Raw genomic sequence first — 12,469 nt, forward strand, 5'->3', positions numbered from 1 at the left:
TTTGCCGGCAAAAAAAACGGACTTTTAATCCTGACAAAATCTTTTGTTGTCATATACTGAGATAGAACTCATTTATTTTTTTGATTAAAGCGAAAATGAACTCATAATAAAAATGGCTTTTTTAGGTTTATTACATTAAAATTTCCTTTTCTGAGAAATCTTTAGCACATTTAACGGATAAAACCGATCTTAAAACAATATATATGGCATCTATACTGGCTTTTGCCGGAAGTAATTCTTCCACATCCATCAATTACGAACTGGTGAAATACACGGTTTCTGAGATAAAAAATATTCCTGTACAGCAACTGAATATGGCCAATTGCCCTTTTCCGATGTATAGCGAAGACCTGGAACGCGAAAAAGGTTTTTCCAATTCATTGGTGGAACTCAATGAGGATATAAAAAAATCGGACGGGGTTATTATTTCCGTCAATGAACATAACGGCAATCCGTCTGCCTATTTTAAAAATCTTATCGACTGGCTTTCCCGGCTGGACCGTCAGTTTATGGCCGGTAAAAAAGTATTTTTGATGAGTACGTCACCCGGAAGGGCAGGAGGACAGCATTCCCTGGCAAAAATACAGGATACGATACCGAGGTTCGGAGCGGAAGTAGTAGCTACATTCTCACTACCTTCTTTCGGTCACAACTTTTCCAGGGAAGAAAAAGAGATAACCGATAGCGAACTGAAGGAAGAACACCGGAAGGCTCTGGACACGTTTTTGAAAGAACTGTAGGTTTTCAGAGGTGTTTTTATACTATCACAATTCCAAAAAGTTCCTGTAACTTTTGGTCAAATTCAGATTTGTTGATAATACGAACTTCGCTGGTATTACCGTTTTCTTTGATCGTCAGTTTGTTATCAGTAAGGGTTATCCTCCCGTTTTCCGTAGGAATGGATATCAGTTTGTTACGGGTAAAGGGCGATTCACTGCTGGTCTGGTGGTACCGGCACATTCCGGAGAATTCACTGTATTCGCGGGAGATGTTTTGAAAGGAATATTTAGGGACTTCGTTTCCGGCATTGTCTTTTATATTTACAACGAGCTCATCTTTATGGCCCGGCCGGATAACAAAAGCGCCTCTTACGTCCTGCTGCACAACATCAGGCTCCATTTTTAACGGCGCGAAGGCAAATTCCCCGAAACCTACATCTGCCAGGTATTCAGTCCCATCAAGGTCTACTACCACTGCAAGGTGATCGTATTCCGGGCCGAACTGTTCTTTTTTACTGTCGTAAACCCGTGCCGAAATCCTCCTGGCGGTAAAACCGGAGTCAAGAAGTAATTGCAGGAACAGTTCATTGAGCTCATAGCAGAAACCTCCTCTTTTATGATGGATGACTTTTTGAAAAATATTTTCCGTATCCAGCCGGATCGGAACCCCGTAATGGATATCGAGATTTTCAAAGGGAATGTGCAGGAGGTGCTGTTTCTGCAGATGCCGTAATGCGGAGAAATCCGGTTTTGAAACAGTAGGGCAAGCGATCCGGTTTAAATATGCCTGTATATTCATCTTTTGTTTGGAAAACTGGGCTTTTTAAAACAATTTTACGATCTTCATACCGTATATAATCCGGAAGAAGTTTCCATAAAATTACATAAACCCAACCACATGAAAAGAAGAAATTTTGTTAAAACGGCAACTGCTGCCATAGCCGCGGGCAGCGTAGTTCCGGCTATGGCTACAACTTCGGCAATGCGAACACCATCCGATAAAGTAGTAAATCACTATGTACTGTTCTGGCTGAAAAAAGATCTTACGAAAAAACAGGTAGAGGAGTTTACAGGTTTTTTTGAAATGCTGCGTACCATACCGGGTGTGCGCAAGTTCTATTACGGCAAACCTGCCGGCAGCAAACCCCGCGATGTTGTGGATAACAGCTTTACGTATAACCTGATGATACAGTTCGATACCCTGGAAGAACTGGAAGTTTACGGTGTACATCCCATACATATGGATGCCATAGAAAAATACAGCCACTTTTGGGAAAAGGTGGTAGTGCACGATTCGGTATTAGGGTAGTTATCTTTCTTACCGGCCGGTTTCAAAGTATCGGATACATATTGTTTTGTTTAATAAATTCGGAACAGCCATCTGTAATACGACTTGTTCTGCAGGGTTGATCCGCACTGCAGTAATCGACTATTAAATCTTAATCATATACTATGCATATAAACGACATCCATCCTTTACCTGCTTACATTGCCGGTGAAAACCGTTACGATATCATGCAATATCGCCGGTGCGGGCAAAGTGGAGTTCAGTTGCCGTTACTCTCTTTAGGGTTATGGCATAACTTTGGCGATGCTAACGATTTTACCAAAGCAAGGACTATTTTAAGAACAGCTTTTGACCTGGGTATTTGCCATTTTGACCTGGCAAACAACTATGGTCCGCCCTATGGTTCTGCCGAAGAAAACTTCGGGCGTATTTTTAAAAAAGATTTTGCGCCCTACAGGGACGAACTTTTAATTTCCAGCAAAGCAGGATGGGATATGTGGCCGGGACCTTATGGTAATTTTGGTTCCAGGAAATACCTGATAGCCAGCTGCGACCAGAGTTTAAAGCGGATGGGACTGGATTACGTAGATATTTTCTATCATCATCGTCCAGATCCCGAAACACCCCTGGAAGAAACCATGGGAGCTTTGGACCAATTGGTACGCCAGGGAAAAGCACTGTACGTAGGAGTTTCCCAATACAATGCGGAAGATACGGCCAGGGCTGCCAGAATACTGAAAGAGATGGGAACCCCTTTCCTGATCCATCAGCCCAGATATAGTATGCTGGACCGATGGGTGGAAAAAGACGGGTTGCTGGATACTTTGGAGGAAACAGGTATAGGTTCTATTGTCTTTTCTCCTTTGGCCCAAGGGGTATTGACCGACAAATATTTAAAAGGTGTCCCGGTAGATTCCCGTGCCGGAAAGGACGGCAGGTATTTACAGGCCAGTCAGATTACAGATGAGGTCGTGGCAAAAGTCACTAAACTGAACGCTATTGCCGAAAACCGCAACCAGTCCCTGGCACAGATGGCCATTGCCTGGTTATTGAAAGATAAACGTGTAACCAGTGTGTTGGTTGGTGTAAGCAAACCGGAACAATTGAAAGACAATGTGGCTGCATTGGACAATTTGAGTTTTACGGCAGCCGAACTGGAAGAGATCGAAGCGATTTTAAAATAAATTTCTTCGGACATATCCGTTTCTGCGACATTACAGCAAGCACAGGTTTTCCCATGAATACCTGTGCTTGCCTGTAATAAGCAACTGTTTTTTCCGAAAAGTTAAAGAATCGTTTTGGCGAGTCCGGCTTCTATACACGACCAGAAATAGTTCCAGAACGATTTGGTTTTATCTCTTTCCACTTCTTTAACATGTTCGGTGATCTTTTCTCCTTTGTCTCCTTTTTTTACTAATATATTAGCTACCCAGCTTAGAAAACCACTTTTTTCCTCCCCGTTTTTTTTGAGCACTTCCACCGTAAAATTATCATGGTCTATTTGGAAATCTCCGGAAGCCACATTTTGGTTTCCTCCGAAATTAAAGTAAATCTCGTTAACCGTCCCTTCGGTTTTGATATTAAAAGCGGGAATGAAAAAGGAATTGATGGACTGTTGCTGAATGTCAAAGCCTTTACCACTTATACGGAAAACATCAGCAGGGTCGTTAATACGAAACTCCCAATGCACAGACAGGGGAGATTTTCCCATGAACAAGGATTTAATATCAATTTCCGTAACCGGAAAATCTTTACGGTCCTGACGCATGTTGGTAATGTTTCTTATGGAAGCATTTAATTCACTGAAATAAACCTCTCCCGGTTCCCGGTCTTTTCTTATGAGCTCCTGGTAATTGATATTCGCGTTTTTAAGTAATATGCTGTCTATATCCAAATCGATGTTTAAATCGCGAAGCATTTTACTGTAAAGGGGTTTTTCCCTAAGGTCATCGGTAACCGTTTTGTCCCTGTAGATGTCAAAATCAATACCCCGGAATACTATTTCAGGCGCTTCAAATAGGGGAAGGTCGCGGTTTAGTTGCAGCTGGTATTGCGGAATAGACAGGGAGTCCAGTTTCAGGCGCATCAGATCTTTTTCGTAGGGAATAACCTTTACGTAGTTTTTCCGGGTGTATTTCGGGAGTAATTCAACCGTGTTTATTTCGATGGTATTGTCCGTAATCTGCATGTGCCCCGCTTTTACTTCCTGCAATTCGTTTAAATCATACCAAAAATCCGAAAGTACCAGGGAAAATTCTTTATAACTAGCCGGAATCTTTTTTTGCAGTGTTTCCCGGTTCACTGCTATATCGTGTATTTCCAGGTCGTATTCGGCCACTTTAAGGACCTGAGAAGTATCTTTCGTATAGGTGATACTTCCTTTTTCTACGGTGAGTCGTTTTACTTTTATTTCTTTATCTAAAGATGTTTTTTCCTGTTCCTTTTTAGCATCACGCTTTTTACTTATGCTGATGTTAGGACGGTTCACCAAAAGTTGCCGGACGTAAATCTCATCATGAACAAGATAACGCCAGTAACTAAAACCCTTTAACCGGACCCGATCGGCATCTGCCGCCTGGTGACCTTTCTGATAACGTATTTGACGGAGGGTTGCGTTTCCTTGTAGTAGCGACAGGCTAAAACTGTTGTATTGCAGATTCCCCCGGTCTACCTGTTCATTCAGAAACTGCTCCATTTTACGATGGGCAACAGTGTTTAAAATGACATAAGTCCCGATGATAAGGGCGAGTAATACTAGTATGACTATGTGTATTTTCTTCAAGTATATTACTTTTGATAGTCAATAATTCAGTGTTCTTTGCAATAGCTATTTACTATGCCCTGCCGGAGGCGTAGGAAAACCGCTTTGCTGGAATTCCGGGAAAGCAAATTTTTTCAGGATTGTGGAATCTTGTTTCAGTTCCGCATTCTTGTATGTTTCCATAAGTTTGTGGAACAAGATACGGAGAGCTACAGGCTCTTTATCGAATCCGTAAACGCTGCTTTCATACGTTTTTTTATCCGTTTCGATTTTTATTCTGCAGGCCTGGTCGTCTGTCCACCGGGCGGTATACTCTTTTTTGAGATTATCCAGTTCTATATTGCGGACTTGCCGGATAATCTGTTTTACTTCCCGTTTCGGGATATCTCCAGCAAACAAGCCTTCCTTTTCGGTATACCGGAGTCCGTCGAAAAGTATGTTTCCGGAATTATCTATTTCGATGTACATAGAAGGACAAACTCCGAAACACGGACCGCTGTAGAAACCTATTCTTTTAATTTTCAGATCGTTTTTAACCGGTATTTTTTTCAGGTGTATAGTATCTGTACTGTTTCCCGGAACCCCTATCAATTCTAATGTGCTTTCCGTTATAGGAGTAAGGGTAAGGCTGCTGTCGTTCAGTTTCAGTATTTTGAAATGGTACTTTTCTTTACCTCCCGATACTTTATCCCTGCTTCGTTGTACTCTTTCTGCTATGACCAGGGTGTCGGATTCGGTAGTAAATGAAGAATATTCACCTGAGGGATAGAGATAGGAGCAGAGGTTGTCCTGGAAGGAAAAAGTATAAAAAGGCCTGTTCGCATCATTTTTAACAAAATCCGTAACCCAGTCACCCTGGATGTTTTCTGCGTAGTTTACCTTCTTCCCGGAATCTGTACAACTAAAAAAGGAGATACATAACAGAGAGAGAGCAAATAATTGTTTCATAATTTTCAGAGGCTTTTTCTTATTGAACTCGTTTAAACTTTTTTGATTGAAGCGAACCTGCCTGGCCGGCAGGCAGGAAATAGAGATTTTTGTTCCAAATTTTGGCTTTTTTGAGCTGCATAGCAGAGCTACGGAGTAATAAAAAGGCAAAATTTGGGGCAAAAAGATCATTTTGCAGCCTCCCGATAATTATCGGGATGGAAAAAATTTAAACGAGTTCATTGCTAAAGATAGTTTAAAAAAACAGAAACTTTTTTATTATACAACAAAAGCCCTGTATTTAAAGGGCTTTTGTCTGATATATTCTTAAAAATATTATTACGGCCGATCAAACCCGTCCTTTTCCGCTTTTTGGGCGGTTGCCTTTATCCGCTTCTCCGTATCGGGATGAGAAGAAAACAATTGCGATCCTTTTTTCTTTCCGTTACCGTCGGCTTCCCCGGAGGGAGCGAGTAGCTTTTCGAATGCCATGGCCATGTGCCACGGGTTTACATCATTATCCTTTAAAAACGTATAGCCGTAGTCATCTGCACTGCTTTCCTGTTTCCTGGAAAAAGCGGAGTTGGCCACAGCTTCGCCGAGATCTCCCAGTTGAGAATCACTTAATGTAGCTGCTGCCCCGCCCTGGGATGCCGCCCCGTCTTTCAAAGCAGAAGTTAACAGTGCCGTTTTAAAGGCATCTTTGGAATCGGTATTCTTTACATGGCCTATTTCATGGCCTATAACGCCTAACACTTCCTCGTCCGACATAATATCCATCAAACCTGCACAAACCCGTACACTACCGTCGGCACAGGCAAAAGCGTTGACATCCCGCACCAGGTATACTTTAAAATTAAGGTCCAGTCCGTCGTAATTGCTTAACCCGGAAGTTAGTTTTTGCAGACGTTGTGCCAGCGCATCGGTTTCCGGTGCTACGGGATTGTTTTCGTCCATCCACCGGATATATTCTTTCGTATAGGTAATAACTTCCTCATCACTCAACGTAGCCGCTTTTACCACTTTAGAGCCGGATTCCAGCGCTTTTTTGTTCAGCTTTATCTGCGCTCCGGCAGTAAGCGACATCATTACCAATAGTGCACCTGTAGTGCCAAGACGTAATAGGTTCATCGTTGTCTGTTTTTTTCGAATTTGTATTGTACAAAATTACGGACAAAGTAACCATATCAGAAATCCCGGATTTCCGGGATTTTGAGAAGATTTGGCTGAAGGTAGCGGTTATGGTCAGCTATGACCCGGTAAACAGGAGGTAAATTATCCTTGTTTTTGAATTTCTACCTGGTGCGGGAACGGAATTTCTATGCCTTCTGCGTCAAAGCAATATTTCATTTCTTCCAGAACATACCAGCGGCAATCCCAGAAATATTCATTCCTGGTCCAGTACCTTAGTGAAAGGTTAATAGAACTGTCTGCCAGCTCATTAACAATGACCATTGGTGCAGGTTCGCGGAGTATGGTATCCCTGGAATTTACAATATCCAGAAGGATTTCTTTGGCTTTTTTAATGTTGGAATCGTAGCTGATGCCTGCAATGATATTTTCCCTTCTGATGCTTTCCGCGCTGTAATTGACGATGTTCTCGTTGGAGAGTTTTCCATTGGGGATAATGGCAAGCTGGTTCCCGAAAGTATTGAGAGAGGTATTTACAATCCCGATTTCCTTTACGGTTCCGGAAATACCCTGTGCTTCTATGAAGTCTCCTGCTTTAAAGGGTTTGAAGATCATAATGAGTACTCCTCCCGCAAAGTTGGCCAGTGCCCCCTGGAGGGCCAGTCCTATGGCCAGACCTGCAGAGGCGATAACGGCGGCAAAAGACATGGTTTGAACGCCGAGCGTCCCCATAATAATGATAATAAGGAGTATTTTTAGTCCCCAATCCAGTAAGGTGGCCAGGAAGCCTTGCAAACCGGCGTCGTATTTCCGTTTTTCCATGATTTTCCGGGAGTATTTGACAACACGTCGGAAAAGCCACAGACCAACAATCCATATGAGAATGGCGAGAATGATCCTGGGTGTATATTCTAAAAGTAGTCCAAGTCCTTTTTCAATCCATTTTTCTGTTTGCATAGTAATAATGAGGTTTTTGTTGTATAAAAAGGTGTTATTTTATAATGAACTCGTCGTTCAATGGGTTCTTATAAGTACTACAAATTGTTTATAAAGGTACTTTCTTTCCTAAAGGTATCCAATAGTTTTTAACGTAGTAAAATAAAAAAAAACGCCGTTATCAGGAGCCTTTTTACCTATAAGTGCGATGAATGTTTCCGGGATGAATAGAGGTTTGTAAAGCCGGAATGTTATTTGCCGTATACAGGTGTCCTTTTCAGAAGGTAGTTCAACGTTACCCGGTAAGCATCCATTCCCGGCCAGAATGAGTTGTGTTCCTGTCCGAAAAGATGCTGGCCTTTGTTGTCATACATATTCATATTTACCGTGGTATCATAGTTTTTCTCGGAAGTGGTAGTGCTGGTTGTAGTATTTAAAATTTTCCCGATAACATTCTTTTTGTTACTTTCCTTGACAACGGAATTACCGGATTGTACGGTAGATGTAATTACACCCGTTTCATTGGTGGTTATCATGCCCTGAATTACATACTCAACATTTAAAATGTGGCATATTTCACCCATGGTGTATCCCTGGATATTGCCGTTATTGACACCTGCCTTGGCCAACAGTGTATTTGTTGTTTGTATATCCTGTACCTGTAGTTTATCGGCTTTTTTGTTGAGAATGCTAAAACATTCTTGCTGGATTCTAAGAGGCATCTCCGCACCTCCGTCTTTTTGGTCTGCAATATAAGCAAAGGGCAGGATAGCCAGCTTGTTGTTGAAATCTGCAGGCTGGGCATTATCACCGGATGTATCTGTTTTAGGAGGGTTAAAGAATTCTATGCGGCCACTTGCAAAGGTGACTTTGCTGATATCTGCTTTTTTTATGGTGTATATCAGGGCCTCATCCGCATAAGCAAACTTAATTTCGTCATCTGAAATTTCGGTTACTTTTCCGAAGCGTTGTTCTCCATTGTTCATCAGAAGGAGATCGTATTTTACGGTTTGCTGAGCATTAATAACAAAACTCGTAAGGATTAAAAGACAAAAGGTAATGGTGCGCATGAGGTTTTTTCATTTAAAGGTTGATACTTAAGTCGAAATTTGATCTAGAACGATTGATTAATTTCTGATTACAATTTAAGCAAAAAATAGCTAAATAAGGATTGTTGTGTAGGAATTTGCTTCGTTCCAATGTGGTGCGGAGTAACAGAACAAAACTGGTAATGAATGCCTTGCAAATGCACCTTAATTATAAATCACAAACTTTTGTAATCATCCTTCAGGCTTATTTCAGTCTTTTTAACTCGCCTTTTCGCTTTACGACATTTTTATAATCCCATTGAATGTCGCGGGCTTTTTCTAGCCATCGTTTCACATCGTCAGGGTTTATCTCGTCAACATCAGTGTAACGGATGGAAGCATCTTTAAATTTTCCCGTACCGGGTTTCAGTTGTTCTTCATCGAAACTTGCCCCGCTCCAGAAAAACAAGCGGATACCATCTTTTAATTTGCTGTATCCGACAACGGGATTTCCTTCCAGAAACCACACCGGGTGGGCGTGCCAGATCTTGTTCTCGGCTTCCCGAAGATTGCGGGAGATCTCTTCGTATAAAAAATCACAGATTTCCCTGTCTGCTTCTGATTGTGCATTGTGGTATGCGAGAATTTCTTTGTTCATGGTATTGTTAAGATTACCTTCTTAAAAGATGCCGTTCTCCAAATATACAAAAGTTTTATTCCGCCCTGGTCAGATACATATACACCAACGGGCTCTCTTTTGAGCAATGCAGAAACGAGCGCCTATCTTCCCAAAAACGTTTGTAATACCTATAAATAAAGTTGTACAAGGTGCCAAAGGCGTGGTATTTACCGGAGTTCTTTAAACCCGATCTTAAAAAATATGGAGACAGGGAATTGTGCATTATACGCAATTAAACGCAAAAACTGTAACCAATTGAAAATTTGACGGTCTTAGCTATATAAAACTATAAAAACAACAGACAGCATGAATCAAGTTATCCGGCCACAATTTTTAATACTTTTTTTGCTCATTTTATTTTCTTGTAAGACAAACAAGGACTCTGCATCTCAAAACATACACAAATTCAGGGAAGACCATCCTCAATTTTTATCAAAATTTGAAAACCGGCTAAAAAGCATCTTCAAAGAAAAAGAATTGTTCGGCGATTTTATTTTTGCTGTAGTTGATGAGAACGGATTGGCGTATTCCTTTGCCTTTAACCGGGCGGTTTTAAATGGCAAAAAATCGTCCCTTGACAATAATTCCCCCATGTATATTGCATCAGGCACCAAATCATTTACGGGGACATTACTCAAAATATTAGAACAGAAAAAGGTACTCGATTTAAACAAATCCCTTCACGATTACCTCCCGCAACTGCATTACAACGACAGTATAGACACAAAGGACATTACCATTAAAAGCCTTTTAAATCACACTCACGGAACATTTGGCACAAGAATGACGTGGAAAACAGCTTTTTTGGGATATAGCGGTAAAAACGAAGAATTGATCAACGATTTAAATACCGACTTCCTTCTTGACCCATCGGGCAAATTCAGATATTCCAATGTCGGTCCCATCATTGCCGGGATGGTCGTGGAAAACATAACCGGAAAAACGTGGAAATCGGAAATGAAAGACTATATTTTTACCCCTTTAAAAATGGAGAATACAAGTGTAAATGTCAGCGATTATAAACTAAAAGACATTCGTCCGTCACTTACCGTTTCCCATGAAAAAGGAGTTATTGAAAAAGGCTTTTACAAAAATGACATTACCATGCATGCGGCAGGAGGAATAATTTCAACCGTAAACGACCTTTCCAAATGGTTAAGCACTAACATTAGAGAAGACACCATTTTGTTAAATAAAAATTCCTGGTCAGCACTTCATATCTCTACTACACCACAAGACAAAGAATATTTCTCGTACCATCGCTCGGGCTACAGTTTAGGCTGGGACGTTGCGGAATATCAGAATGAAAAGATTTTGACGCGTTTTGGAGGTTTAGCAGGCATAAGCTTCCACATGTCATTTATGCCGGAGAAAAAATTTGGAATCATTGCTTTTTCGAATGACAACAGGGCGTATCTATTACCTCATTTAATGGCAGATTACGCTTACAACCTGATAAACGCATTACCTGCAGACCGTATTTTTGAGCAGGAAAAGCCAAAATTTGACAAAAGTTTTGAAAGTGAAGATAAAATCCCATACCCTGAAGATTCACAAATCCTAACCGCAAGCAATACAAACGATGAGATATCGGGTATATATCAAAATACGGAAGATTGGCCGGTCATTTCCATTGTCAAAAAAGATAACTACTACATTTTTAATTTGGGCATATTAAATGGTAGGATCTATAAGAACGGAGAAAAGGGTTACTTTAGTAATCTGGGAGTCCTGACAAGGAACTTTGAAATAACAAATGACACCCTTCAGACAGGTTCGTTGATTTACAAAAAGGCGAAGAAGTAAAAACCGTAGTTGCAAAGGTTTGGGCCAACCCATGCAACTATGCGTAGCCGGGATTATTGGCAGTAATTCCTCATTCAAATAAAATTTATCTTACAAATGTTAAAAAGTAGTGTAACAAACGTTCATTCGCTTTGTCTTTAATATAATTAACAGACTAAATCGTATGAAAAATGAATAAGACTCGCATTACATTATTAATAATTTTAGCCGTACTTTTTTCCACACATTGCCATGCTACATGGTCTATCATCGCGGTAGACCGGAGAACCGGTGAAATAGGTATTGTAGGCGCTTCTTGTACTTTTGATGTATCCGGAATAGCATCAATCGTTCCGGGAAAAGGAGCCATCGTGGTTCAGGCCGGGAGTGATTATTTCGCGCGAATGAAAGGCGTAGAATTAATGCACCAGGGAAAAGGCCCGGAAGAAATATTGACGGCTATGAAAGACGAAAAATTCAACCCCGAAAGACAACAATATGGAGTCATTTTACTAAATACCGACACAAGTCCTCTTGTGTATTCCGGTGCCGAAATTCAGGATTGGAATGGCGAAAAAGTGGGTGACGATTTTGCCGTTATAGGCAATATCCTTCCAGGAGAACAAGTCGTTTTAAATGCTTACAAAGCATTTAATGAAAACAGGGATAAACCATTAGCCGAAAGATTGATGCTGGCCCTGAAAGCTGGCGAAGAAGCCGGTGGTGATAAAAGATGTGAAACCCAATATGCCAGGTCAGCTTTTATAATGGTTTACAAACCTCAGGACGGGGCTATTTTAAAACTTGCAGTTCAAGGTATAGAAAAAGGGGGCAAACCTGCCGTAACTTTACTCAATCAACAATTTGCTTTTTGGCGCAAAGAAGAAGGAGACAAAGAATAAGACTACCACCAACACAGTATATAAAAAATAGCGGTGTAAACGCTGAAAGGAAAGTACAAACATAAAATTATGGCCAGTCATAAACAGAAAAGTTAGTGCGTGAAAAATTGCTACCTTTCATAACCGAAACCATTGGTAACTATTTAAATGAAAGAACCAGTCCCCCCGGGGGGGGGTAACGTCCATAAAAAAGCAGAGTAAAACCTCTGCAGCATCTCCTGAAAACAGACAAAAGGGACTTAATAACTTAAAAGGACTAAAAAAATAAAGGACTTCTTTTAGTGACACAAAAAGAGAAGTCTTTGGCAAAGTC

At 40.9% G+C, this 12,469-nt stretch carries 12 protein-coding genes; 5 read left to right on the plus strand and 7 right to left on the minus strand.

Annotation, left to right across the window (positions count from 1 at the left end; all coding sequences use genetic code 11):
• The first annotated feature begins 203 nt into the window (after nt 1-203).
• Nucleotides 204-740, plus strand: a complete 537-nt coding sequence (locus ACVBDU_RS00925; protein WP_447177904.1) for an NADPH-dependent FMN reductase — start codon at nt 204-206, stop codon at nt 738-740.
• A gap of 16 nt (nt 741-756) precedes the next feature.
• Here ACVBDU_RS00925 and ACVBDU_RS00930 read toward each other — a convergent pair whose 3' ends face one another.
• Nucleotides 757-1,518 (minus strand): arylamine N-acetyltransferase family protein, encoded by a 762-nt coding sequence (locus tag ACVBDU_RS00930; protein WP_447177905.1) that lies wholly within the window; start codon nt 1,516-1,518, stop codon nt 757-759.
• A gap of 99 nt (nt 1,519-1,617) precedes the next feature.
• Here ACVBDU_RS00930 and ACVBDU_RS00935 point away from each other — a divergent pair, with 99 nt between their 5' ends.
• Nucleotides 1,618-2,028, plus strand: a complete 411-nt coding sequence (locus ACVBDU_RS00935; protein ID WP_447177906.1) for a Dabb family protein — start codon at nt 1,618-1,620, stop codon at nt 2,026-2,028.
• A 143-nt stretch (nt 2,029-2,171) separates the two neighbouring features.
• The gene (gene mgrA, locus ACVBDU_RS00940; protein ID WP_447177907.1) at nt 2,172-3,191 is read left to right on the plus strand and encodes an L-glyceraldehyde 3-phosphate reductase; all 1,020 of its coding nucleotides are present in this window, start codon (nt 2,172-2,174) and stop codon (nt 3,189-3,191) included.
• A 101-nt stretch (nt 3,192-3,292) separates the two neighbouring features.
• Here mgrA and ACVBDU_RS00945 read toward each other — a convergent pair whose 3' ends face one another.
• From ACVBDU_RS00945 to ACVBDU_RS00970, 6 genes are all read right to left on the minus strand, one after another.
• Entirely contained in the window at nt 3,293-4,789 is a 1,497-nt protein-coding gene (locus ACVBDU_RS00945) for an AsmA family protein (RefSeq protein WP_447177908.1), read from the minus strand.
• A gap of 45 nt (nt 4,790-4,834) precedes the next feature.
• Nucleotides 4,835-5,716 carry a DUF6438 domain-containing protein gene (locus ACVBDU_RS00950; RefSeq protein WP_447177909.1) on the minus strand — a complete coding sequence of 294 codons (882 nt, stop codon included), beginning with the start codon at nt 5,714-5,716 and terminating at the stop codon, nt 4,835-4,837.
• 318 nt (nt 5,717-6,034) lie between these two features.
• Nucleotides 6,035-6,826, minus strand: coding sequence for a M48 family metallopeptidase (locus ACVBDU_RS00955; protein ID WP_447177910.1), 792 nt, complete (start codon nt 6,824-6,826; stop codon nt 6,035-6,037).
• 144 nt (nt 6,827-6,970) lie between these two features.
• Complete coding sequence (locus ACVBDU_RS00960) at nt 6,971-7,783, minus strand: mechanosensitive ion channel family protein (protein WP_447177911.1); 813 nt, start codon at nt 7,781-7,783, stop codon at nt 6,971-6,973.
• 230 nt (nt 7,784-8,013) lie between these two features.
• Entirely contained in the window at nt 8,014-8,832 is an 819-nt protein-coding gene (locus ACVBDU_RS00965; protein ID WP_447177912.1) for a hypothetical protein, read from the minus strand.
• A gap of 223 nt (nt 8,833-9,055) precedes the next feature.
• Nucleotides 9,056-9,448: a DUF1801 domain-containing protein gene (locus ACVBDU_RS00970; RefSeq protein ID WP_447177913.1), complete on the minus strand. Its 393-nt coding sequence runs from the start codon at nt 9,446-9,448 to the stop codon at nt 9,056-9,058.
• 327 nt (nt 9,449-9,775) lie between these two features.
• Here ACVBDU_RS00970 and ACVBDU_RS00975 point away from each other — a divergent pair, with 327 nt between their 5' ends.
• Together ACVBDU_RS00975 and ACVBDU_RS00980 are read left to right on the plus strand one after the other, a co-directional pair.
• Nucleotides 9,776-11,275 (plus strand): serine hydrolase domain-containing protein, encoded by a 1,500-nt coding sequence (locus ACVBDU_RS00975; protein ID WP_447177914.1) that lies wholly within the window; start codon nt 9,776-9,778, stop codon nt 11,273-11,275.
• Nucleotides 11,276-11,445: 170 nt separating this feature from the next.
• Nucleotides 11,446-12,156, plus strand: a complete 711-nt coding sequence (locus ACVBDU_RS00980) for a DUF1028 domain-containing protein (protein WP_447177915.1) — start codon at nt 11,446-11,448, stop codon at nt 12,154-12,156.
• The last annotated feature ends 313 nt before the right edge of the window (nt 12,157-12,469 follow it).

It is taken from the genome of Sinomicrobium endophyticum (assembly GCF_052983315.1).